Raw genomic sequence first — 26,179 nt, forward strand, 5'->3', positions numbered from 1 at the left:
AATTTAATTCATTAATTGCTGTTGATATTTAGCAAGTCTTTCCACAAGAGCAAGGGTAACACAAACCTTAATTACGTTATCACCAGTTACAGCAGGGGGAGGTGTCGGAAGATATCCCCGTATTTGTTTATCATAGCCCCAGACTATTTGACTTTTAGCAATCTGAATCCATCTTTCACCTTTCTCCTGCACGCACCACTGTACTTGTTTTGCAAATTCACGTTCTTTTTCTGTATCGCTCACGTTGCTTTCAAGTTGTTCTTGTAGTTGCTCCCAAACAAACTTTTGAACGCTAAAGCCGAAGTAATTTTGACTGCTATCCATCCACATATCGTCAATTTTGAAAAGGATATTGCAGTCAATTTTTTCTATATCTTCAGGTTGCAACCAACCTCTTTCTTCTTGTGCTGCAGCTTGAAGTAAAATAATAGATGTTTCTTCGTCTGCTTCTTTCCATTTCTTCTCTGCTAGCAGGTTTTCAAGCGTATCCAACCTTTTATTGATAGAGATAGGTACTAGATTGTTACCATCAGCATTTTCTAAAGTTTCTATGTCATAAGACAAAATCTCCGCCAACTCTCCTGAATCAAAAAGAGTCTTAAAGGTTTCCAAGCCTTCTTCCGAACTTCTTAAAAAAATCTTTCTGCTGTCAAATTCTATTTTATTAAGACATGGATCTTGTAAAATTTTACTTAGCTCCTCAGCAATATATTCTGCCTGGGAATTGTTAACTTCATCGACAGCATCGTTTAATACGAGAGTAAATTCAACCTGTTTTTGGGTTTTCTCAAATAAGTCTTTAACAACTTGGACTTGTTCGTTTAATGGTTTATCTTCATAAGCTTTATCAACCAGTTTTTGGATGCATATTTCACCGCAAGACTTTTCTAACTGAATTAAATTAAAAATTTGCTCGGATAAATTGCTACCAGTTATTTCATTCAAACTTTTATTTAAGTTAAATAACACAAACTGTTCCAATACCCCAGGTGCAGGATAAGCACTCAAAAGAGCTTCTTGCAGTTTTTCATAAAACCAACCGTGTAATTGTAATGTCATAGCCAATCATCTTTAATTTTTAGAGCTAAATACTACCTTTTATATTTATATAGGCTTTAAAACATACTACTTATGCAGAGTTACAGTAATTTAAGGAAATATCCTAAATAATTACATCACTATCTTTTAATCTCTTCAAAACAATATTTTTACGCATAAGTATCGTTTGTATTCAAAAAATCGCACACATTCCTGCTTTTCACCCAGGAGCAAGATTATGAATTAAAGGATGAATCCCTGCAATTTTGCTGCTTCCAACAACTATAAAATCTGCAAGGTAATAGATAAATTGAAATACAGATTGCTTCGCTGTTTAAATCTTCTATTCTGTCCATAACTTATATACATTTAGAACTATTCTCGATAATCTTGTTCCTAAATGCTGTTACGTTGATTTAGAAAAAATATGCAGCTTTTATTCTTAATATTTATATTTTAATGCAATTCAACATTCTCAAATTGACAACAAATATATGTCATTAGCTTTAATTATAGTCTTATACTCTCATAATGAATGTATTTTAAATCACAAAATTTTGAAAATTGTATTATTTGTAACTAAATGAAAAGACAAAAAGGACTTGTGTATAGTCCCTAGAAACAAGGAATTTGACATAAGTCCTAATTTACTATTTCAAATACCGGCATTCCCGAATCAGAACCTTTCTACATCTTCAAACCTCTTCTCGCTCATTGCTCTAGCTGCTTCTCCACAGGTACGAGGAGTAGGGAAAATCTTTTGGGGATTTGCCAACCCTTTACTATTAAAAACTTGCTTAACCCACTGCATTGTTTCTAAATCCGCAGCAGAAAACATATCCGGCATGTAACATTTCTTATCCGCACCAATACCGTGTTCTCCGGAAATACTGCCGCCAACTTTTACACACAACTTGAGAATTTCTCCACCTACTTCTTCAACTTTCTCTAATTCACCAGGAATAGAATTGTCAAACAGAATTAGGGGATGCAAATTGCCGTCACCTGCATGGAATACATTGGCAATTTTGTAACCGAATTTCTCGCTTAATGCTTCAATTTCTTGTAAAACATAGGGTAACTGCGTCCGAGGAATTACTCCATCCTGCACGTAATAATCTGGACTTAAATGCCCCGCAGCCGCAAACGCTGCTTTTCTTCCTTTCCATAATTTGAGCCGCGTTTCGGAGTCGTTAGCAGAAGTTACATTACGGGCACCATTGCCTTTACAAATTTCGATAACCCGTTGCTTATTAGTCTTCACCTCTACATCCAAACCATCGATTTCAACCAGCAAAATAGCTACAGCATCGCGGGGATAACAGTTCGTTGCAGTTACATCTTCCACCGCATTAATGCTCATATTGTCCATCATTTCCATACCACCAGGGATGATTCCAGCGCTGATAATATCGGAAACCGCTGCTCCTGCTGCTTCCACGCTGGTAAAATCTGCCAACAGCACGCAAATAGATTCCGCACTTTTGAGAATTCGCAAAGTTATCTCTGTGGCAATTCCCAGTGTGCCTTCCGAACCTACAAATATACCCGTTAAATCGTAACCGGGCATTTCTTGAATTTGTCCGCCCAAATCAACAATATCACCATTCGCCGTGACAACTTTTAAACCTAAAACGTGATTGGTGGTAACACCGTATTTCAAACAATGCACCCCACCGGAATTTTCTGCAACATTACCCCCAATAGAACAAATAATTTGACTAGAAGGGTCGGGAGCGTAGTAAAAACCGGCACCGCTAACCGTTTGAGTCACCCAATTATTAATCACTCCAGGCTGAACTACAACCCGCTGATTATCTAAATCAACATTAAGTATCTGCCGCATCAATGAAGTGACTATCAATACGCATCCCGGAATCGGCAAAGCGCCGCCAGATAAACCAGTACCAGAACCTCTAGCAATAAAAGGAACCGAATATTTATTGCATATCTTCACCACCTGGGCAACTTGTTCCGTGGTTTTTGGTAAAACTGCCAAATCCGGACGTTGACGGTAGCTAGCTAAACCATCGCATTCATAAGTAATTAGTTCCTCGCGACGCTGTATCACGCCTTTTTTACCTAAAACCGCTTCAAGCTCTTTGATGATAGGTTTCCAGTCAATTTTTCGAGATTTTTCTTGAGTAAGCATGGTTTATTGTCCGGTGTGGGATGCAATGGTTTTATTTATAAGTCTTCTTACTATTTTTACAGGAGTTTTAAGACTTACGCATGGCTTTAATTTTCTTCAAGAGCCATTACGTTATTTGAAGTTAAATATCTGGGATACTTATTTATCGTTAGTATTTGTATCTTAAAATACTTATAATCACAAATATTTTTTTTGCAAGGATAAAAAAGTAATTAATAATCTTGAAAAAATAAAATAAATATTTGTTATCATAAATACCGCTTTAATTTTTCACTATTAAATTTATTTAAAAGAATAAAAAATATTATTTTATACATTATTTAGATGTAATCAATTTACTTAATATTTTGATGGACAAATCTAATAAGCTGATATATTTATTGATGTCTTTATGATTGAATGTATCAAGTTTAAATTTTGTCTAAAGTAAGTTTTTTCTGGCAGCAAATCATATACTATTGAAATCGCAATCGGTGATTCGGTAATTATTTCACCAAAGATTCGGCAATAACAATGCTGTCAATATAGAATCTTAAGGAACAAACCGCGTTTGCTTCAAATAGAGCATAAATGCTTTTATTTCAGCTATATATTTTACTTTTTTCAACACTAAATCCCTTTTATTAATCAAATGCAAGTAGAAATTATTAATAGTATTCAACAGTTCGATAAATTAGAAAAAAATTGGAATAATGTCTACGTTTCAGACTCTTACGCTCAAATATTCCTATCATGGTCTTGGCTGCGTGGATGGTTGGAAGTAGTTCCACACGACTGGTTTATATTAGCTATCAAACCCAAACCCAATTCACCCTATGTTGCTTTTTTTCCGCTAGCAATACGTTCTCTAGAATGGGCTAATGTCAACGTTTACAGGGCATTGCAAACTTGCGCTCATCCCATCGCAGACTATACAGGATTTCTCTGTTCTCCAGAATATGAAGAGGATGCGATTAAGAATTTTGCATCGTATATCCGTCAAAATTTACAGTGGGACGTTTTTCATATCAAAGATATACAAGACTCCAGATTAGATATTTTCGTCAAACACTTTTCCCAAAGCGATTTTCAACTTACGAGCAATCGCGGTATAGGCTGCCCTTATATTCCTTTGCCTGACGAATGGGAAAAATACTTACAAAACTTTATTAGTCGCAAACCTCGCAAGAATTTACGCAGTGCATTAAAAAAAGTAGAGCAGAATAGCGACTTCAATTTCACCAATATTGCAGATGATAATCTTGAAAATCAAATTGAAGTCTTATTTGAACTCTGGCAGATTAAATGGGGAAAACAGCCCGAGTCCGTCTTAAATACCTATCGTAATGTTTTTCGACAATGTGCAAAAAGCAATTCTTTGTGGATAGATATTTTGTGGGATAAAACAACACCAGTAGCCGCTACTGGAATCTATGTTGACAACAACAAAAAAGTTGTTTACGGACAAATGACTGGTTTTAATCCCGAATACTCTAAATTATCACCGGGCAGAGTGATGATGGCATTTAGTATCAAAAAAGCTATTGAAAACCAGTTCAAAAATTATGATTTGCTTAGAGGAGATTTAGATTATAAATTCTCCTTGTTAGGAGCGCATAAAAGATGGAATACCGATTATAAAATTACTCGGAATAATTTAAGAGCAAATACAATCAGACTGGCTCAATATTCTAAAAAGTTATTGTCTCTATCAAGGTAAAAAAAATTGAACGGGACTTTAGGAAAAAGTTTTATTTTATACCGAATCAAATTATTCTCTACGTATTCTATTGTTCCTCCATCAATTGGATTAGGTTTAACTTTATGGGAAGGTGAATTTGAAGCCAGACAAGATTCTTGGCTGCGGTGTTACGAAGATGGTACCGCGCTCAAACCGCCGAATAACGAGCCACACAATTAGCCGAAAAACTACGAGAAATGGGGATTAATCCAGACACATTGTAGAGACGGGGTGTATCAATACTGCTCGGTTAAGGAATTGGACACAATGGTAAGATCTCCCCTTCGGGTATCTCCCTGGCGGGAGACGCTGCGCTAGGATGACGACCCACGGGAGTAGTCTCCCAAACCCCCTTAAAAAGGGGGCTTAGTTCCTTCCTTTTTAAGGAGGCTTAGGGAGGATCTGCAATAAATAACTATTGCCATAAAACACACAATTAAATTAATATATAACTAACGTTCGATATACTAAGTTTCAGAATCCGAATGCCAAAAATTGTAGATCGCGAAAAGTATAGGAAAGAACTGCTATGGAAAAGCTTTGACTTATTTGCCTCTAAAGGTTACAGTACCGTAACCATGCGCGAAATTGCTAACGAATTGGGCGTTTCAACAGGGACTTTGTATCATTATTTTCCCAATAAAGAAGCTTTATTTTTACAGTTGGTAGAAGAACAGTTCCAGCAAGACATTATAAATTTTCTAGCTGAATCTGGGGACATAAAATATATACCAGAACGAATCAGAGCTTTGGTTGGTTTTGTTGAAAAAAACGAAGAGTATTTTATCAGTCAAATATTGCTTTGGAGTAATTTTTATCAACAGCAGGGGAAAAGTGAAGTTTTAAATAATGAAATTTTAAAGAAAGTTGCACAGAAATCCAGAGAAGAATTATTAAAGTACTTAGAAATTGAAGACAAAGTGGTTGCTGATTTTGTCGTCAATTTTCTCAATGGGTTAATTTGCGTGCGAATGTTTGAAGGTGAAATGGTTTCTTATCAAGAACAAGGAGAATTATTGGTGCAAATGGTGAGTGGCTATTTAGCTAATTGGTAATAGAGAATTGGTAATTGACTATGCAAATAATTTCTAAACCTGCTCATAAAGTAATCGGTGTAGTAGCTTTTGCTACTGTAATTACAGGTGCGACTGCCTTTTACGGAATGTCTCAAACTAGCTTGATGACTGCATCCAATACACCAGCAGTTGAAGCACCTCTTGTAGTTAAAAAGGTTACTGCCCTTGGTCGATTGGAACCTCAAGGCGAAGTAATAAACTTATCCGCACCTTTAGCTTTAGATGGTGATAGAGTTACAAAATTATTAGTTGAAGAAGGAGATAAAGTAAAAACAGGAGATGCGATCGCAATTCTAGATTCTCAAAAAAGATTGCAAGATGCATTATTAAAAGCCAAACAGCAGCTACGAATGGCTCAAGCCAAATTGGCACAGGTACAAGCAGGAGCTAAAACCGGACAAATTAAAGCACAAGAAGCAACTATTGCTCGCTTGCAAGCTGAAAAAACCAATCAAATAGAAGCACAACTCGCAACTATTTCACGTTTACAAGCGGAAAAAAAGACAGAAATCACCGCACAAAAAGCGACTATTGCCAAATTACAGGCAGAGATTGATAATGCCAATGTTGAATATCAACGCTATCAAAAACTTTTTAATCAAGGTGCAGTTTCTAATTCCTTACGAGACAGCAAACGTTTAACATTGCAAACCGCAAAACAACAACTCAATCAAGCAAGAGCAAACCTCGATCGTATAGAAGCATCGCGAAAACAACAACTTTCCGAAGCACGAGCAAATCTCAATCGCATTCAGTCATCCGGAAGCGAACAAATTAAAGAAGCCCAAGCAACTTTAAATCAAATTTCCGAAATTCGTCCAGTAGATGTTAGAGCCACCCAAACTGAAGTCGATGATGCTAAAGCTACTTTAAAACAAGCGCAAACAGACTTAGAGCAAGCTTACATTCGCGCACCAATGGCGGGACAAATCCTCAATATTCACACAAGAGTTGGAGAACAAATATCAAGCGAAGGTATTGTTGAATTAGGAAAAACTCAGCAAATGATGGTGGTTGCCGAGGTGTATCAAACGGACATCGAGCAAGTTAAGTTAGGACAAAAAGCATCAATTACTGGACAAGCTTTTTCCGGTAAATTGCAGGGGGAAGTTTCTCAAATTGGCTTAAAAATTAACAGACAAAACGTCTTCAGCAACCAACCAGGGGAAAATTTAGACAGACGAGTAGTTGATGTTAAAATTCTCCTCAACCCAGAAGATAGTAACCGTGTAGCTGGGTTAACTAACTTACAAGTTCAAACAGAGATTGAATTATGATTTCTATTTGTTCTCTATTAGTATACCTCTGGTATATTTTATAACGAACGGTTGATATAAAGATTAATATCGACAAAATCGAGGAAATTACAAATGTTTTGCTAAACAAATAGTGGGTAATAACAGAGTCGAAAGTAATCGCCAAAAACCCGTAGCACTTAAAAGACTTGGTGAAGACTTATTTTTGTGGCGAGATGTCTAATGGATTTATAACTCTTAACTTACAACGTTCTAACTTTGACCTTTAACCGATAGAAATCATGTTACGTAAACTATTCCGTCGTACCCCATTAGCTTGGCTGCAATTAAAGAAGGAGAAAACGCGACTTGCAGTAGCTTTAGCGGGAATTGCCTTTGCTGATATGTTGATGTTCGTGCAATTAGGACTATTAGATGCACTATTTGATAGCGCAACTAGACCTCATCGTACTTTGCAAGCTGACTTAGTTTTGATTAATCCTCAGTTTCAAAGTTTGTTTTCAGTAAAAAGTTTTTCGAGAGAAAGATTGCAGCAAGCTTTGGCATATGAAGGTATAAAATCGGTTCGTCCTTTATATATTAATACCGCTCAATGGCGTAATCCTGAAACTCGCGTCAACCGAGCAATTTTGGTTTGGGGAATTGACCCAGTCAATCCACCTTTTGATTATCCAGAAGTCAGTAAAAATGTAGATAAATTAAAGCTGTTAGATAATGTAATATTTGACCGCGCATCTCGTCCGGAATATGGGCCAATTCCAGATTTAGTTAAGCAAAAAGGAACTGTACAAACCTTAGTGAATCAGCAAAATATTCAAGCCGTTGGTTTATTTCAAATGGGTGCTTCCTTCGCCGCAGACGGAAACATTCTGACCAGCGATTCTACGTTTTTGAAACTATTCCCCAACCGCAAATCAAATCAAATCGAAGTCGGTTTAATTGAATTAAATCCAGATGCAAATGTAGAAAAACTACAGTCACAACTCAAATCTAATTTACCCAATGATGTCAGAGTACTAACACCACAAGAATTTGCTCAAACAGAAAAAGACTATTGGGGGAATCAAGGGATTGGATTCATATTCGGTATCGGTGTAGTTGTTGGTTTCATTGTCGGTATAGTAATTGTTTATCAAATACTCTACTCCGATGTATCAGAACACCTTCCAGAATACGCAACCCTCAAAGCTATGGGATATAGCGATGGTTATTTAATGGTAATGCTCATGCAAGAAGCTTTGATAATGTCTGTACTGGGATTTATACCCGGAATGCTGCTTTCAATGGGACTATATCAAATTACTTTTGCTGCAACTTTGTTACCTGTGGCAATGACAATTGACCGAGCAATATACGTACTAACCTTAACTATTATCATGTGCAGCTTTTCCGGTGCTGTAGCGATGCGAAAACTACAAAGCGCAGATCCAGCAGATGTTTTTTAAACTTGATAATAAAATACCTAAACAAATTTCTAACTAACTTTTATTAACTTTCTGTTCTCTCTTTCCTACTTGCTACTCGATACTTACTACTCACTACTCTCCTTTAAATCTATGTCATCACAACCGGTTATCTCCGTACAAAATCTCAACCACTATTTTGGCGATAAAAATCTTCGCAAACAAGTATCATTTGATATCAACTTAGATATTAGTGCTGGCGAAATCGTCATTTTAACTGGTCCTTCTGGTTCTGGAAAAACAACTTTACTTACTTTAATGGGTGGTTTGCGTTCCGCACAAGAAGGTAGTTTAAAGATTTTAGAACAAGAAATTTGTGGAGCAACTAAACAGCGATTAACCAATATTCGCCAAAACATCGGCTATATTTTCCAAGCACATAATTTAATGAGTTTTTTAACTGCAAAACAAAACGTAAAAATGTCATTAGAACTGCATGACAAATTTTTAGAACAAGATATGGATGCACAAGCTACCGCAATTTTAGAACAAGTTGGTTTAGGAAATAGAGTCGATTACTATCCCGAAAATCTATCGGGGGGACAAAAACAAAGAGTGGCGATCGCTCGTGCTTTAGCGAGTAATCCAAAAATAGTTTTAGCCGACGAACCAACTGCTGCTCTTGATAAGAAATCAGGGCGTGATGTGGTAGAGATAATGTACAAATTAGCCAAAGGGCAAGGTTGTACAATACTACTGGTAACTCACGATAACCGCATTTTAGATATTGGTGACAGAATTATTTATATGGAAGACGGAAAATTGGTTAGTGATGGGGTTGATGTCGCCATGAAGGTTAATTAATTTTTCATCGGTAATGGGTAATTGGTACAGTGATTAGAAATACCAATGAAAAGTACAATATTTTAGTTATAAAGTGAATTCTCTTCCTTGTAGACAGAGGAAAAGGTCAAAGCAACATACTTTTTAACAACGTCCTTCCAAACTAAATAAGCTTTGCCATTTAAATGTAGACCATCTGTGGTATATCTTGCATCTAATTGATTCTCAGCATCTGCTAAACTAGAAAATACATCTATATATTGATAATTGAATTGTGCTGCTAGTTTTTGCAATCTGGAATTGAATTGAATTAGCTTCTGGTTATCTTCAAAAATATAAGTTAAATTATTATTTACCGGTAAAACGCTTTGAAGAAATACTTGGGTTTGTGGAGTTTGAGCTTGTAATTCTTCTAAAATAATTTTGTATTGACTCAATACTTCTTCAATTGATTTTTTTTCATTCACAAAATCATTAATCCCAACCATTATAAAAATCTGCTTTGGCTTTATCCGAACAATCGCGTCCAGACGATTCAATATTCTTCGTGTAGTATCGCCAGAAATTCCCCGATTAACTATATTGCTATTTCCTAATAATTCTACCCATTCGCCTTCATCGGTTATACTATCTCCTAAAAAGACAATATAATCATTCGATCTTGGAAGTATTTCAAACTGACTTTTCTTATGTTTGTAATATGAATTAATATTCAAATTGTTTTGAATATTTTTCTTGCCTATAGTTAAAATTTTATTTTTTATATAAAATATTCCACCTTTTCGGGAAATAATCAAAATAACAAATAATAAGAATAAAATATTTAAGCTTGTAGAGATTAGCAGTAAGGTTGTATTAAGATTGTAGTTCATTCTACGATTGTTAGCTCTAAAAAAACGATTGAAAAAACCTCGTTTATGCATTTAATGACACGCCAATAATATCATTTTTTCTCGCTACTATTATTGCCATAAAAGCAATGCATAGTTTAGATGAATTATAATTTTACTGGAGTAGAATCACCTACATTGTCATTAATGATAAACTTTTGAATTCGCGACCAAACTTGCTCTAATAAATCTGGAGATTTAGTATCAAACCATTCAATTTGGGAATCTTTTCTAAACCAAGTGCGCTGACGTTTTGCAAATTGACGTGTATGTAAAATAGTCAATTCCTTCGCTCGATCCAAAGAAATATCTCCAGCTAAATACTCCTTGATTTCCTGATACCCTAAAGTATTGAGTAAAGGTAAATCTTTGCCATACTTCTGACAGAGATATTCCACTTCCTCAACAAAACCATCTTTTACCATACTCTCGGTTCTGCGCGCAATACGACTATCCAAGTGACCGACATCACAATCCAAACCAATTTGAAGAATTGGATAATCCGGTGGATTTTCTCCTTGTAAATCGGAAATAGGAGTACCAGTAATATAAAAGACCTCTAAAGCCCTCAAAGTCCTGACAGCATCGTGGGGATGAATTTTTTGTGCCGCAACGAGGTCTACTTGTTGTAACATAGCGTAAAGTTGAGTTTGACCGATGCTGCTGAGTTGCGATCGCAATTCTGTTTGGGGTGCTACTCTAGGAATTTTCATTCCGCGCACGATTGATTTAATATACAGCCCAGTACCACCAACTAAGAATATAGGAGGATTGGGTTGAGTGGTTCGGCAAAGAATATCTTTGAAGCTTTGACCATTAACCTCTAAGCTTCTATCTACAATCTCTTGTGCTTGTTGTTGATAGTCAGCAACCGTCATAGTGTTATTTGGATTGCATATATCAATTAAATAATGTGGTACTAATTTTTGTTCGGCCATCGTTGGTTTTGCAGTACCAATATTAAACTCTCGGTATACCTGGCGAGAATCAGCGCTAATAATTATGGAGCCACAGCGTTGAGCTAAAGCCAAAGCTAACCCAGATTTACCAGTTGCTGTTGCACCACAAATTACAATTAACTTTGTCATCGATTTTGTCTTTTTTTTCTCCAGGTTTGGTTCTTAAAATTAGACCTGAGATTTTCTCGAACTATTACCAATTCTTTATTTACCATGACCAACAATTTCCGCAAAAAAAATCGGGCAGGCTTTAAAACAAATTAACCTGTGTAGTCTCGAGTATCTTCGATAAACTAAGCCTGCCCGTTTTTTAGGTTCCATCTCGTGACCCAATTTTCAATCTAAGACCTGAAACTATCTATCTGAAAGCAAAAAGAAATAATTTTTAACTTTTAAGTTTTAATTTATAATCTTCTATTTAATACTTTTTTTATAGCCCGGTTTTTCCGCTGTCAAAGCCTTCATTCCCAGTCATAGAGCCTACTTACAGTGTTACCTAGAAACAAAATTTCCTATTAATACCATTGCAATAACTGGGCATAACCAGAGGCATAAACTTCACTTCTAATAGCTCTATATTCCCCTCTAAGGCTTTTGTGTTAGAATCTGGGAGTGTTTTTGAATTTTGAGCTTTTTTAGGCGACCTCAGCCCCAATAATCAGGAGATTTTCATGACGAGCAGTTACGATGCCGAGCAGATTCAAGTTCTGGAAGGTCTCGAACCCGTTCGGAAACGACCGGGGATGTACATCGGTACTACTGGTCCGAGAGGACTGCACCACCTGGTCTATGAGGTGGTAGATAATTCTATTGATGAAGCTTTGGCGGGTTACTGCACCCATATTGAGGTGGAGCTTAACGCCGATGGTTCTTGTACTGTAACAGATGATGGTCGGGGTATTCCTACCGATATACATCCTCAAACCGGAAAATCGGCACTGGAGACTGTGTTAACTGTATTGCACGCCGGAGGTAAATTTGGCGGCGGCGGTTATAAAGTTTCTGGAGGATTGCACGGTGTAGGTGTTTCTGTTGTAAATGCCCTTTCCGAGTGGTTAGAAGTTACTATTTGGCGGAATAATAAAGTTCACACTCAACGCTACGAGCGCGGTAATGCGATGGCGGAGTTAAAAACGGCTCCGAGCAAAGAAAATCGTACTGGAACCCGCATTAGCTTCAAGCCAGATGCACAAATTTTTACTACGGTTACGGAATTTGACTACAATACTTTAGCCAGCCGCCTGCGAGAGTTGGGGTATCTGAATGCGGGTGTAAGAATTTCGTTCACAGATAATCGTTTAGAAGTAATTAAAAGCGACACCCCACATGTCGAAGTTTATGAATATAAGGGCGGAATTAAAGAATATGTAGCTTATATGAATGCTGACAAGCAGTCGCTACATGATGAAATAATTTACGTCCAAGGGGAACGCAATAACGTCCAGGTAGAAGTGGCGTTGCAGTGGTGTGTTGATGCTTACTCCGATAGTTTGCTGGGTTTTGCTAATAATATTCGTACCGTTGATGGTGGTACGCACCTTGAAGGTTTAAAAACAGTTCTAACTCGTACTTTAAATAGTGTTGCTCGCAAACGTAACAAGATTAAAGAAAACGAATCTAACCTCAGCGGCGAACACGTTAGGGAAGGTTTGACGGCAGTAATTTCGGTAAAGGTGCCTGAGCCGGAATTTGAAGGACAAACTAAGACAAAATTGGGTAACACTGAAGTTAGAGGAATCGTTGATTCTTTTGTTGGAGAAGTTCTCAGCGAGTATTTAGAATTTCATCCCCAAGTTGTCGATAACATTTTAGATAAAGCAATTCAGGCATTTAAAGCCGCAGAAGCAGCCCGTCATGCGCGGGAATTAGTACGTCGTAAATCGGTATTAGAATCTTCACCATTACCCGGAAAGTTAGCAGATTGTTCTTCTCGCGATCCAGCAGAATCCGAAATCTACCTTGTGGAAGGAGATTCAGCGGGAGGTTGTTTTGATGGCGATACACTTGTAGCATTGGCTGACGGACGTTCGCTTTCTTTCAAACAAATTGTCGCCGAACAAGCCATCGGTAAAGAGCATTTCTGCTATACAATCCGCCATGACGGTACTATTGGCATCGAACGTATTATCAATCCTCGGATAACCAAGGAAAATGCCGAAGTTATTCAAGTAACTTTGGATAATGGGGAAAAAATTGTTTGTACCCCAGATCATCGCTTTATGCTCCGCGACGGCAGTTATAAACAAGCTGCATCGTTGACTCCCGATGATTCTTTAATGCCGCTATATCGTAAACTATCTGATTCAAGCGAACCAAGAATTACTATTGATGGTTACGAGATGGTTTGGAATCCTCGTTCCGATTCTTGGCTGTTTACTCACGTTTTAGCGGATTGGCATAATCATTGGAATAAGGTTTATCAACCAGCAAACGGCGAACATTGTCACCATGTTGATTTCAATAAACGAAATAACAATCCTACAAACATTCAACGTTTGAGCGCTGAAGAACATTTAGCACTGCACCGCTCTCATGTTGAAAAAACCCTACATCGTCAGGATACTATTGACAAATGCCGCGCACTTCGTCAAAGCGAAGAGTTTCGCGCTAAGATGAGCGAACGGATGCAGCAACCCAAAACGCGCCAAATTCTTTCACAACAAGCAAAAGCCCAGTGGGAAGATGAAAATTACAAAGCTTATATGGTAAGCAAGTGGCGTGATTTTTACGAGAATAACGAAGATTATCGTATTTCTAATAACCAACGACTGGCAGCACATCAACAAGAATATTGGAGCGACGAAGCAAATCGTTCGGCTCAATCTCAACGAGTTACTAATTATTTTGCTAATAATCCTCAAGCACGTTTGAGAAATTCGCAAACAGCCCAACAACAATGGAATAATGAAACATTGTTAGAATGGCGGCGACAAAAAACCCAAGAACAATGGACACCTGAATTTCGTGCAAAACGCTTAGCGGCGCTCAACAAGACTTATTATCGTAAGACTGTTGCAGTTCTCAAGCAAATTGAAGTTGAGCAGGGCAACATTGACTTAGATGCTTATCAACGATTGCGCTTGGAAACAAAAGATAAGTCTTTGCTACGCTTTGACAAATTTTGCGAGCGCTATTTTGAAGGTGACACCGATAAAGCTTGTGAAGCAGTTGCTAACTACAACCACCGTATAGTAAAAGTTGAACCCTTGGAAGAACGTGTGGATGTTTACGATATTGAAGTTCCTCATACTCATAACTTTGCTTTAGCAAGTGGGGTATTTGTGCATAACAGTGCCAAGCAAGGGCGCGACAGACGCTTCCAAGCAATTCTTCCTTTGCGCGGTAAAATTCTCAACATTGAGAAAACTGATGATAGCAAAATTTACAAAAATAACGAAATTCAGTCTCTAATTACTGCATTGGGCTTGGGTGTTAAAGGTGAAGAATTCGATTCATCCGCTCTTCGATATCATCGCATCATCATCATGACAGATGCTGACGTAGACGGAGCGCACATCCGAACTTTATTATTGACTTTCTTCTACAGATATCAGAAAGCTTTAGTCCAAGACGGTTTCATTTACATCGCTTGTCCGCCATTATACAAAGTAGAGCGGGGACGCAATCATTACTATTGTTATAGCGATCGCGAATTGCAAAACTTGATTACGAACGAAATGCCCCAAAACGCCAAGTACACCATTCAACGATTTAAGGGTTTGGGTGAAATGATGGCTACTCAACTTTGGGACACTACCATGAATCCCGAAAGCCGAACTTTAAAAAGAGTAGAAATTGAAGATGCAGCAGAAGCCGATAGAATTTTTACAATTTTGATGGGCGACAGGGTTGCACCTCGTCGCGAGTTTATTGAAACTCATAGTTCTAAATTAGATCTTACAGATTTGGATATCTAATATTTAGAATATTCAAATTTTAAATTATTTATTATTAGCAATCAGTAAACGGCTTTTGTCCGCTTTGAATTACTGATTGCTTTTTGTATTTATCAACTCAAGCCTAGTAAAAATAAAATTATCTAGAAAAAAATTATCTAAGCTTTATTGCTTCATTTGACTTATTATAATTTATACTCAAAGATACGAAAAAATACGATATGTAACTTAATTGACTTGATGGTTTTAATCCCACAATAAGATAGATTGAAATCCTAAAATGTATAAACGGAAAAGTAAATTTGTCAATCTTCCGGAAGAGGTAAGGTGAAAATTGAACAGAATATCCAGCACACCACATTTATGATTTTTTGTAAATGTATTACCGGCTTGATAGAAATTGAGTATATATTACCGAGTTAAAATTCCTATCAGATTAAAACAGTCTCTTCCGGAATTTGATATACGCGGTTTAAAACTATACTTTTTTTGTAAAGTAAGTATGGTGATGCACATTTTGTATTTGTTTTACCTCATGTTGCTGTTACTTAAATGGTGAGTCGATATATAAAGACATTCTGACTCCAATGATTTTGATTAAAATATCTATGTATCAAAGTCCAAAATTTTGTCAAGATTCTTAAGGCTGAAATTTAAATGGTGCGCTAAGGTGTAGTTATAAGCAAATAGATTTAATCAAACATGTTGCTTAGATGCAGAGAAGTAAATTATCTCTATGAAAATTGGAGGATTTTGTAATTTGGGACAATCTCCCCAAACACAACGAGTATCTTCTATTCGAGTAGAAGTAGTTTGTAAAAAAGTCTCCCCAGTTTTTTAAGTTGTCTAAGTGATATTGGAAATTGTCTATGTTTTCGGCCTAGTAATTAGAATAGAAGGTATAAGTATCGTGAGTTGCGATTACATCTTACCGCTACTATTTTTAGGCAGAGATTGCACTGCTTTTCCTGGCACTGTATCTACATCACCTGTTTATCGAAGAAGATGGCAATAAGAATACATCTATTGCAATCTTTACTAAGATTAAGACTTTACATTCAATCAAGATTGCTAACAGAAAAGTAATTCAAAATACTAGTGTTGTTTATATCACTAAGTGTTGAACTGATGTAAATGTATCTAAGTTTTTTAGCTAAAAATGCCAGTGTAATTAGATAAGGTTTGGAAAAAAATTACACAATATGCCTACAATCTTCAACGTGTTTTTGCTAAAACAGACGATAATCCGGTTTATAACTTTATAAATGCCATATGGTGCATAGTGCAATTTCTGTGAAACAGGCTACAATCGGAACAGTCTTTCTGGAAAATCTTACCCAAATCATATTACTTTATATGTAATGAGGGCGGATGATCCGCAGAAAGTTGAACCTTTCTAAAAAGTAAGTCGGAAGTTTTAAGTAACGACATTAATCATGGTGTTTACTTTTCACAACGCCGGAAGTTTCCCGGAAATCATTGATGAATTTCTAAACGCAACTTGCGAAATTCCTGTATGGGATAAGCAATTTGTTGTTTAAATAAAAGTTAAAGATGGATAGTCAATGCACGCAGGAAACTGTAACAATGCAATAACTTCCGCTCGGTTTGTTGAAAAGTGGGCGATTGCCCTTTGATTTATAGAAACGTTTATATTGCTGTCTAGCAAACAGCTGTATTGTCGGAAAAACACCACCCGAAGTAATTGATTCTGCAAGGAGCATGAGGAACGCGGCATGAACCAGGCTAACAACGTACTCGAAAATATTTATCAACCTAACCTGGGAGTGATAAATCAGCCCGAGATGGAGTTAGAAATCTTAATCGACGACGAAGAAGAAGAAGAAGATTTAGTAAATGAAGGCGAAGAAGGAGAATTTGTAGAAGCTGGAGCTGATGAGGCGGTAAAAGCTGGAAAAGCTGCTAAAGGTCGTCGTCGGACACAAGCAAAGAAAAAGCATTACACCGAAGATTCGATTCGCTTGTATTTACAGGAAATCGGTAGAATTCGTCTTCTAAGAGCAGATGAAGAAATTGAACTCGCACGTAAAATTGCCGATTTGCTCGAATTAGAGAGAGTCGGTGACAGACTTGTGCAGCAGTTAGAACGCCAACCCCAAGAAAGCGAGTGGGCAGAAGCGGTACAATTGCCTTTGCAAAAATTCCGTTATCGCCTTCATGTCGGACGTAGGGCGAAAGACAAAATGGTTCAATCTAACCTGCGCCTTGTAGTTTCGATTGCTAAGAAGTACATGAATCGCGGTTTATCTTTCCAAGATTTAATTCAGGAAGGTAGTCTTGGTTTGATTCGCGCTGCTGAAAAGTTTGACCACGAAAAAGGTTATAAGTTTTCTACCTACGCTACATGGTGGATTCGTCAGGCTATTACTCGTGCGATCGCCGACCAATCTCGGACGATTCGTTTACCAGTTCACCTATACGAAACCATCTCCCGCATTAAGAAAACTACCAAGCTACTTTCTCAAGAAATGGGACGCAAACCCACCGAGGAAGAAATAGCTACTCGTATGGAAATGACTATTGAAAAGCTGAGATTTATTGCTAAATCTGCTCAGCTACCAATTTCTTTAGAAACTCCTATCGGTAAAGAAGAAGATTCCCGTTTAGGTGACTTTATCGAGTCTGATGGCGAAACACCAGAAGACCAAGTTTCTAAGAGTTTACTACGCGAAGACCTCGAAAAAGTTTTAGATAGTCTCAGCCCTCGCGAACGCGATGTTCTCAGATTGCGCTATGGCTTAGATGATGGTCGCATGAAGACTCTTGAAGAGATTGGACAAATTTTTAACGTAACCCGCGAACGCATTCGTCAAATTGAAGCAAAAGCACTTCGTAAGTTGCGTCACCCCAATCGTAATAGCGTTCTTAAAGAATATATTCGCTAGTAGGTTATTTATTTTATATCAAGTCGTTTGTAATTGTTAAATAACAACAAACGACTATAAAAAGACCTAGGAGAAAATTAACACTCCTAGGTCTTTAACTATTCATATAAAATTAATATTTCAATATCCTAAATTTAAAAACTTACAGGATACCCCAAAAGTGCAAAAAGCCTTCACCGGAAAAAAGTTCAATTAAAGCAGCAGCCAAAAAGCCAATCATTGCTAAACGACCGTTCCAAATTTCTGCTTGAGGAGTAAAACCCCAGCGCCAAGCATTACGGTCTTCAACATTTGCAATAGCTGTTTTTGTCGAATCCGTCATAATTATTACTCCAATCTGAATTCCTAATTTATCGGTACATTCAGCAACATTGTATAGCAATTACTTTAAATAATGCAACGTTTTACAACAATACCGTCACATTATATTGACAGAAACTTTTTTTTGCGCTATTCCGTTGAACGGATAAAATTAGCTGGTGGAATACCCCATAACTTGATGGTACTATCCCGACTGGCGCTAGCAATCATTTGACCGTTGGGGGAGAATACCAGTGAATAAATATAATCGGAATGATAAGGAGATGAATTTTGACCTTCATTCAATTCAAATATACGAATCAATTTGTCTTTAGTTAAGTCCCACATCCGAATCATTTGTCCTCCCGCTGCTAAAATGTTTCCATCTGGACTTGCTGCTATGGATGTGTAACCGGGAACTATATCAACGCTAATGTTTGTTTTTAAATGTTTGAGTATTATTCGATTTCCGTGGGTGCTAGCGAGTATTTCATGATGCTGCCAAAATCGTAGTGCGTAGACGCAACCCAAATCTTCACCAAAGCAACGAATTTCTTGTCGGTTTTGCAAATCCCAAAGTTTGATAGTACCGTCTGCGCTGCCAGTAGCTAGTATTTTTCCATCTGGACTAATATCAATAGCAAGTACGGCATCTGAGTGTGCTTGCAGCGTGCAAATTTCTTGATGACTGTGCAAATCCCAGAGTTTTACCGTACAGTCGTCACTGCCGCTAGCTAAAATTTTTCCGTCTGGGCTAATCGCTACGGTATTTACTGAACGATTGTGTCCTTGTAGCGTACAAATTTCTTCTCTACTTTGTAAATTCCAAAGTTTAATTGTGGCATCTGTGCTGCCACTAGCAAGTATTTGATTGCACGAACTAATTGCTACAGTTCGTATGGAGCTTGTATGTCCTCGAAGTGTGGTAATTTCTTGAAAGGAAAGCGGATTCCAAAGTTTAACAGTTGCGTCAGCACTACCGCTAGCAAGTATTCGTCCGTCTGGGCTAAAAGCAATTGAGTAGACGGAGCGCGAATGTCCTTGTAAAGTTTTGAGGTAGCGAAAAGATGCATAGAAGGGATTAGAGGTTTGCAGCCATTCCCGCTCCCGTTGTCTAAGGATAGCTGGCTCCTGCTCGCTGCTTATAACCCTTTGTTCAAAGTACCAATCTATTTTTTTTGGTGGTAAATGTAGAGGCTCTAAATATTCAAAATAGTACCAATCCTTCTGTTTTTTATCTTGTGTTTCAAAAGATGTTTGAATTGGTGAATTTTCAGCAATCTGCTCTCGAACTAACTGAAATAAATTTAAGCAACATTCTTGAAATTCATCATCTGGATCTGGTAATGAAAATATAATATCCTCAAAATCATTTTTATCTTGGTCAACTACTTGCCAAGTTCCTTGGTATTTGAATAAATCGCTCCTTTGTTTTGCCGATAGTGTATTGTCTTCAGATAGCGTACAGTCGGAATGAGCTTCGCTATATAAATCATCGGTGTTTTTGGCAATACTATCGATAGTTTTACCTATCACTGCCTTAAATATTGATTTAAACTTAATATCGCCGATAATATCTCGTAGACAAGCAATTGGCTCTAGCTGTAGAATACTAGTTTTAGAATTAGCATCGTTACCCTTATTCATATTCAGTTTAGATGCCATTCTGACACCAATATACTCAGGAGTATCTGAAAAATAAATTTCTATTTCTCCGGTTACTTTAGCAATTTTCAGGAACATTATCAGCGCTTCTTCCGGATAACCGCGATTAGCATATTGCTGTGCTAATTTGTATGCAGCACCTGATGCTATATTTGTCCACCAAATTGCCTCTTCTGAGGAAGTAAATTCGCTAAATTTATAATCGGCGCTTAATGGTAGTTGCTTTAAGGTTGAATCAATAAAATCTTCAATAAATGATTTAATATCTGAAGCTACAACGCTCTCGTCACTAAAATTATCTAGTATTTGATTTTCATTTTCAGCATCTGTATTATCGCTCCACAGATTACATACGAAACTGCAATAACCATACATTTCTTGAAGCAATTGCTGATAAGATAAAGGTAAAAGAGGTATAGCTCGGCAAATGTAGCGGAATTGCTTTTCTCCAAGTAATTTATACAAATGCCTAAGAGCTTTTAGAAGTAATATTTTTAGCCCACCTTCAGAAGTAACCCAATTTGGTAATTTTGGAATAAATTGGAACTGGCTCAGGTAAATGATTAAAGCTTTTATATTTTGATTTTTTTCTTCATACTTATTAGCAAGTTTTAGTGTCGTTGCAAATCTAGCATCTAATTTTTGTTTCTTAACAGCATAATCTTCATAGTAAACAGTTTCAAACAAGTTATAGAAATCCGAATGCTTTTGTTGAAATCTTTCTGGTAGAAAATCGAAAGATTTCATTCCCAAGCAATAATCTATTACGAAAGTAAAGAAATCTCTTCCTAGCTTAAGCCATTGAAAATCATCATAAGTTTTTATGTAGATATCGTAGTTTTTATCTTGTTCGCTATAAGTTGTCAAATCCCAGCAGATATCATAATTATTTGGACCAGAGGCAAATTCCAGCTCCTTTATTTCAAATTCTACTAACTTCCTGAGAGTAATTACAGAATGTATGTCTATAAATCCATTAAATGTACCTCCACCTAAAAGCTGACAAAATACTTTGTAATCAATTGGTAAGATAATTCCAGTTTGAGATTCAAAATTTAGGATATCTTGTTCGGTATTCGGCAAATTCTTTTTATTAACTATTTCTAATTGAGAGATTAGTATTTGCCATTTGTCCTGAATCATTTTTACGGTTAAAAATATTAGGTAAGACTAAGCAGAGGGCAAATCCCTAATAGAATTTAAAAGACTTAACCTAGAAAAGCTGCTATAAAAATCAGAATATTAAATCCAACAAAGGACTTAATACAAAATTCATATCTATGTAATCTTGTAAATTAAAAAATTTGATGTTGGGTTACGGCGCATCATTATTAATTATTAAAATTACTAGTGCGCCTAACCCAACCTACATCTCCATTTTAGTAATCACGAATTACTGTCAATATTAATTTCGTGAACGGAGACAATTTTTTCATCTCGGTTGAGTTCTACAACCTTTTCACCTTTATCATTTTTAGTTAATAAAGGTACGCTTTCGCCATCTAAACGTATGACTCGTTGATTGCTGGTGACAAGCGCTATTTGAGTTTCCGGCTTCACTAAACCTATACCGGCAAGGTTGTCGGTTGGTACTGCAAACTTAAATGCTTGTGCGCCTAAATCGCCGCGATTGGCTAACTTCAACTTACTTGCACTAAGTTGTTTGGCATAACCTTCCTGAGTAACCAGCAACAAATTATTATTTTTATTAAATCGGGTGCAACCAACAATTTGTTGTTGTTTACCTACGCGCAAGGCTTGCAAACCTACAGCAGTACGTCCCATGCAGGGAAGCTGTTCGTCGTTAACTTCAAAATGCAGCACTCTTCCGCCAGAACTAGCTAAAATTAAATGTTCTCCTGGAGTCACGAATTTAGTTAATAGTAATTCGTCATTCTCTTTTAGTTTGAGAATACTAACTCCACGGCGAGTTACATTAGTTAATTCTTCTGCTGACAAACGCTTAATACGTCCTTGTTTAGTTAGAAGAATTACATATGCTTTTTGTGAATTATCTGGAATAACTAAACGGCTAACAATAGACTCACCTTGACTTTGAGCGGTAGATGTCAGCAAAGTTATTAACGGTGTTCCCCGCCCTCCGCGTGCTGTTGCCGGAATTTCCCCTATTTGCAGAGGATAAGCTTTACCACCGCTAGTAACAACTAATAAGTCTTTTTGAGTATTAGTTTCGTGAGCTTGAAGTATGAAATCGTAATCGGGAACTGCACTGTCAGATTTCGACCTTTTTGAAGATGAATTAATTCTACGCACGTAGCCGCGCTGAGAAAAATCCAAAATTACATCTTCAACAGGTGCCTGTATTGCTGAACTTCCCCCTTTCGATTTAGCACCTTTATCTTTTTGGCTGCCTTTATTGTTTTGTCGGGCAAATGCTTTATTATCTGGTTTTTCTACAAATTTACTGCGTCGTTTATCGTTATAAGAACGCTTCAAACTGCGTAAATCTTTCTTTAGACTTTTAAGTAATTCTTTTCTATCGCTGAGTAATTTACGTAGGATATTGATTCTAGATTCAAGTTCTTCGTGTTCTTCCTGCAACTTTTGTCGTTCCATGCCAGTAAGGCGACGTAAAGGCATAGCTAAAATTTCATCAGCCTGTACTTCACTCAATTCCAGTCTACTGATAAGACCTACTTTAGCTGTAGAACCGTCGGGAGCCTGCCGCAAAATATCTATGACTTCATCTACTTGCGAAAGCGCTGCAAGCAAACCTTCTACCAAATGCGATCTATTTTCTGCTTTACCTAATTCATGAGAGTAGCGACGATTAAGAGTTTGTTCGCGAAAATCCAAAAATTCTTGCAGTAATTGACGCAAACTCAACTGACGCGGTTGTCCGTTAATCAACCCTAGAAGAATTGCTCCAAAAGTAGTTTGTAGGGCACTTTGCTGGTACAGATAGTACAGAACTTCTTGAGGATTAGTATCGCGCTTTAACTCGATTACTACACGCATTCCATCGCGATCGCTCTCGTCGCGAATGTCACCAATTCCTGTCAATCGCCCCTGATTGACTAAATCGGCGACTTTTTCAATCCAACCCGCCTTATTTACTTGATAAGGTAATTCCGTGACAACGATTGCGGTACGTCTTTTGTTACCTCGTCCGGTGGGTACTTCTTCTACATTGGCAACTCCCCGCAGCAAAATACCACCTCTGCCAGTGGTATAAGCTTCTTTGATAGCGTCTTTTCCAACAATTTCTCCACCAGTTGGAAAATCGGGACCTGGTATAATTTTGAATAATTTTTCGTCAGATAAATTCGGGTTGTCAATCAAAGCAATCAACCCATCCACCACTTCACCTAAATTGTGAGGTGGAATATTCGTAGCCATTCCTACAGCGATTCCGGCACAACCATTAAGCAATAAAAACGGTAGCTGTGCGGGTAAAACAGTTGGTTCCTGTTGAGAATTATCAAAGTTGCCGATAAATTCTACCGTTTCTTCGCCAATTTCGGAGAGCATTCCTTCATGGCTGATAGATGCAAGGCGCGTTTCTGTGTAGCGCATTGCCGCTGGAGGGTCGTTATCTACACTACCGAAGTTGCCATGTCCCCCCAGTAAAGGGTAACGGCTAGAAAATGTTTGCACTAAGCGGACTAAAGCATCGTAAACCGCTTGGTCTCCGTGGGGGTGATATTTACCCAACACGTCTCCAACAACACGAGCGCATTTTCGGTAAGGTCTGTCCGGAGTTAAACCAAGTTCGTGCATGGCGTACAAAATGCGCCGATGAACCGGTTTCAAGCCATCGCGTACATCTGGTAACGCCCTTCCCACGATTACACTCATGGCATATTCAAGATAAGACCTTTGCATCTCCGTATGCAAGGCTGTAGTGATTACCTGTCCCGTGGAGAGAAGGTTTAACTGTTTTGCCATGAGTTTTTTCCCTGAACTTTAACTACACAAAAAATATTGCCGTAACTAATAGGAGCAGCAACCTTACTTATAACGGATGAAATGCTCTGCATCACAAAATCTTGATATTTATGTCTTACTTTTTAGGTAGTATCATTATCCTTGTTTACAAGGATACAAATTTCCTAAGGTCGAATGTAGACACGGTGTAAATCGTGCTATCTTCAATCCTTTATCCCCCTCAAATACGCTATATTGCGATCAATTCTCATGAAAACTGTGTTGATTGTCGAAGACGATCTTGTTAATGCTCGCGTTTTCTCCAAAATTTTAACCAAACGCGGAGGTTTAGGTGTTAAACACACTGAGAACGTAGACGAAGTAATCAAAATTGCTCAAGCAAAAGAAGCAGACATTATTTTAATGGATGTTTCTCTTTCTAGAAGCGTTTACCAAGGTAAATCAGTTGACGGTATCAAAATTACTCAAATGTTGAAATCTGACCCCCAAACAGCAACATTACCTATTATCTTGGTCACAGCCCACGCTATGGAAGGCGATCGCGAAAGTTTTCTTAAACAAAGCGGCGCTGATGGTTATATTTCCAAACCAGTGGTGGATCATCAACAGTTTGTTGAGCAAATCATCGCACTTTTGCCAGAAGACAACAACGCTCCTTAAAAAAAATACTTCTTTGAGGAACATTCACACCCTTGCCTATTGGATAAAATCCAGGGGCAGGCTAGTTATTCCTCAATGGCGAATATATCAGCCCGTTAATAAGGTTTTAAAGCCTGCCCCAAGATCCAAATCTAAAAAAACAAGCAGGCTTAGTATAAATAAGTACCGATTGCACGATAAGTCAATTAGTCTTAAAGCCTGCCCATTTTTTATGGAAATTGTAATCCATCAATCAAGCTATTCCAACCTTGATTACCACAATATATATGTACTACTAAATTTACTTTTAGGCAATAGAGTAGATAATTTGCGATCCTAACGAGCAGACTTAGGTGATAAAAAACACTTTACTCGCTATTAATATTACTGGTGCAAAAACTACTGTCCGGCAGGTTGAGAAAGAGGTTGTCCATTTAAAGCAGCTTGGATACTAGGCAATTCTAGGAATTTTTTAGTATCAGATAGTAAACGAGTCCCCCACAAATTTTCTTTGAGAAACTCTAAATTGGCATAACGTTCGTCTATGCGAAGTGCAGCTTCTCCCATTGCTAAACCCCTTTGCCGATCGGCTTTACTGCCTCGATTGTACAAAGCAACAGCTAATGCAAGCTGAGGTTCGGCGGCTGGCTGTTTAATTTTGTTTGCTTTGGTAATAGCTTGCTGCCATTGATTTATCGCATTTTTGATATCGCCTTGTTCGTACAGAATTAATCCAATATTGTTTACAGCAGGCCAAAAATCTTCCTTATAACCAATAGATTTTTTGTACTCACTAATAGCTTGGGGTAATTTTCCCAGCATATAGTAAGCATTGCCCAAATCAAACAACCCTTCTGGATCTTTAGGATTTATTTTTAAACCAAGTTTGTATTGATTAATAGCCGATTGGTATTTTTGCTGCTGAAAATAAGCAGAACCCAAAGCAAAATAAGTCTCAGGATTTTTAGCATTAAGACTCTGTGCCTTTTGTAAAGAACTGATAGCTTTATCAAGTTCTTTGGATTGTAAATATAACCCTCCTAAAAGAAACCATACTTTGTCACTATTAGGAGCAAGTTGAGTTGCCAATCGTGCCCTTGGCATTGCCAAGTCAAACTGACGAAATTGTGCTAATTGTGCGGCTTCTTGCGCCAAAACTAACCCTTGTTGTTCCAACTTTGCCCCGTCAAGTTGCACGGTGTGAGGTACTAATGCTTGAGCATTTACCCTTTTAGGAGATACGCTCAAAAAGCTACATAAAAATAGAACAGAAATTAATCCAACTCGTTTAGGCACATTACCACCCATTCTTAGCCACAAATTAAGGAATCTTTCAGATAGCTTAAACCATCTGGGCTGTTGATGACAGCTAAATTTTTCAATCATTTGTCTTTCCATAGGGGTGTAAATTCCATATCCAACATTTTTGTTTGGCACTCTTGTAAAAAACTAATTAATCGTGACTAAAGTCACCCTGCTTTTGGAAGTCATATACAAGCCCAAAAGGCTACTATTAAAGAAGTTAAG

General features: G+C 37.5%; 17 protein-coding genes. 9 read left to right on the forward strand and 8 right to left on the reverse strand.

Annotated features, from left to right (window positions below; genetic code table 11):
* Positions 1 to 3: 3 nt before the first annotated feature.
* Entirely contained in the window at positions 4 to 1,059 is a 1,056-nt protein-coding gene (locus RIV7116_RS33650) for a GUN4 domain-containing protein (RefSeq protein WP_015117156.1), read from the reverse strand.
* Positions 1,060 to 1,714: 655 nt separating this feature from the next.
* The gene (glcD, locus tag RIV7116_RS04875) at positions 1,715 to 3,190 is read right to left on the reverse strand and encodes a glycolate oxidase subunit GlcD (RefSeq protein WP_015117157.1); all 1,476 of its coding nucleotides are present in this window, start codon (positions 3,188 to 3,190) and stop codon (positions 1,715 to 1,717) included.
* Between the two features lie 631 nt (positions 3,191 to 3,821).
* Here glcD and RIV7116_RS04880 point away from each other — a divergent pair.
* From RIV7116_RS04880 to RIV7116_RS04905, 6 genes are all read left to right on the forward strand, one after another.
* Positions 3,822 to 4,889, forward strand: coding sequence for a GNAT family N-acetyltransferase (locus RIV7116_RS04880; RefSeq protein WP_015117158.1), 1,068 nt, complete (start codon positions 3,822 to 3,824; stop codon positions 4,887 to 4,889).
* A 6-nt stretch (positions 4,890 to 4,895) separates the two neighbouring features.
* Positions 4,896 to 5,090: a hypothetical protein gene (locus tag RIV7116_RS37530; RefSeq protein ID WP_044290756.1), complete on the forward strand. Its 195-nt coding sequence runs from the start codon at positions 4,896 to 4,898 to the stop codon at positions 5,088 to 5,090.
* A 305-nt stretch (positions 5,091 to 5,395) separates the two neighbouring features.
* The gene (locus RIV7116_RS04890) at positions 5,396 to 5,965 is read left to right on the forward strand and encodes a TetR/AcrR family transcriptional regulator (RefSeq protein WP_015117159.1); all 570 of its coding nucleotides are present in this window, start codon (positions 5,396 to 5,398) and stop codon (positions 5,963 to 5,965) included.
* 14 nt (positions 5,966 to 5,979) lie between these two features.
* The gene (locus tag RIV7116_RS04895) at positions 5,980 to 7,263 is read left to right on the forward strand and encodes an ABC exporter membrane fusion protein (protein WP_044290757.1); all 1,284 of its coding nucleotides are present in this window, start codon (positions 5,980 to 5,982) and stop codon (positions 7,261 to 7,263) included.
* A 260-nt stretch (positions 7,264 to 7,523) separates the two neighbouring features.
* Positions 7,524 to 8,687, forward strand: a complete 1,164-nt coding sequence (gene devC, locus RIV7116_RS04900; RefSeq protein WP_015117161.1) for an ABC transporter permease DevC — start codon at positions 7,524 to 7,526, stop codon at positions 8,685 to 8,687.
* Positions 8,688 to 8,798: 111 nt separating this feature from the next.
* Entirely contained in the window at positions 8,799 to 9,509 is a 711-nt protein-coding gene (locus tag RIV7116_RS04905; RefSeq protein WP_015117162.1) for a DevA family ABC transporter ATP-binding protein, read from the forward strand.
* Between the two features lie 62 nt (positions 9,510 to 9,571).
* On the opposite strand, the gene RIV7116_RS04910 is transcribed toward RIV7116_RS04905, so the two are convergent.
* Together RIV7116_RS04910 and miaA are read right to left on the reverse strand one after the other, a co-directional pair.
* Positions 9,572 to 10,360, reverse strand: coding sequence for a GDSL-type esterase/lipase family protein (locus RIV7116_RS04910; RefSeq protein ID WP_044291518.1), 789 nt, complete (start codon positions 10,358 to 10,360; stop codon positions 9,572 to 9,574).
* Between the two features lie 125 nt (positions 10,361 to 10,485).
* The gene (miaA, locus tag RIV7116_RS04915) at positions 10,486 to 11,466 is read right to left on the reverse strand and encodes a tRNA (adenosine(37)-N6)-dimethylallyltransferase MiaA (RefSeq protein WP_015117164.1); all 981 of its coding nucleotides are present in this window, start codon (positions 11,464 to 11,466) and stop codon (positions 10,486 to 10,488) included.
* A 542-nt stretch (positions 11,467 to 12,008) separates the two neighbouring features.
* Between miaA and gyrB the strand changes: the two genes are divergently transcribed.
* Both gyrB and rpoD read left to right on the forward strand, forming a co-directional pair.
* On the forward strand, positions 12,009 to 15,254 hold the full coding sequence (gene gyrB / locus RIV7116_RS04920) for a DNA topoisomerase (ATP-hydrolyzing) subunit B (protein WP_015117165.1): 3,246 nt from the start codon (positions 12,009 to 12,011) through the stop codon (positions 15,252 to 15,254).
* Positions 15,255 to 16,969: 1,715 nt separating this feature from the next.
* A complete protein-coding gene (gene rpoD, locus RIV7116_RS04925) occupies positions 16,970 to 18,139 on the forward strand; it encodes an RNA polymerase sigma factor RpoD (protein WP_015117166.1) in 1,170 nt (389 codons plus the stop codon).
* Between the two features lie 142 nt (positions 18,140 to 18,281).
* Here the strand turns inward: rpoD and RIV7116_RS04930 are convergent, their stop codons facing one another.
* The 3 genes from RIV7116_RS04930 to gyrA all read right to left on the reverse strand — a co-directional run bounded on the left by RIV7116_RS04930 (position 18,282) and on the right by gyrA (position 24,013).
* Positions 18,282 to 18,461 carry a chlorophyll a/b-binding protein gene (locus RIV7116_RS04930; RefSeq protein WP_015117167.1) on the reverse strand — a complete coding sequence of 60 codons (180 nt, stop codon included), beginning with the start codon at positions 18,459 to 18,461 and terminating at the stop codon, positions 18,282 to 18,284.
* A 128-nt stretch (positions 18,462 to 18,589) separates the two neighbouring features.
* Positions 18,590 to 21,247: a WD40 repeat-containing protein gene (locus RIV7116_RS33655; protein WP_015117168.1), complete on the reverse strand. Its 2,658-nt coding sequence runs from the start codon at positions 21,245 to 21,247 to the stop codon at positions 18,590 to 18,592.
* 243 nt (positions 21,248 to 21,490) lie between these two features.
* The gene (gyrA, locus tag RIV7116_RS04940; protein ID WP_015117169.1) at positions 21,491 to 24,013 is read right to left on the reverse strand and encodes a DNA topoisomerase (ATP-hydrolyzing) subunit A; all 2,523 of its coding nucleotides are present in this window, start codon (positions 24,011 to 24,013) and stop codon (positions 21,491 to 21,493) included.
* 249 nt (positions 24,014 to 24,262) lie between these two features.
* Between gyrA and RIV7116_RS04945 the strand changes: the two genes are divergently transcribed.
* Positions 24,263 to 24,673 carry a response regulator gene (locus tag RIV7116_RS04945; protein WP_015117170.1) on the forward strand — a complete coding sequence of 137 codons (411 nt, stop codon included), beginning with the start codon at positions 24,263 to 24,265 and terminating at the stop codon, positions 24,671 to 24,673.
* 378 nt (positions 24,674 to 25,051) lie between these two features.
* Here RIV7116_RS04945 and RIV7116_RS04950 read toward each other — a convergent pair whose 3' ends face one another.
* Positions 25,052 to 25,948, reverse strand: coding sequence for a tetratricopeptide repeat protein (locus RIV7116_RS04950; protein ID WP_044291522.1), 897 nt, complete (start codon positions 25,946 to 25,948; stop codon positions 25,052 to 25,054).
* Positions 25,949 to 26,179: the final 231 nt, after the last annotated feature.

The sequence above is a fragment of the Rivularia sp. PCC 7116 genome, from assembly GCF_000316665.1.
GTDB lineage: Bacteria > Cyanobacteriota > Cyanobacteriia > Cyanobacteriales > Nostocaceae > Rivularia.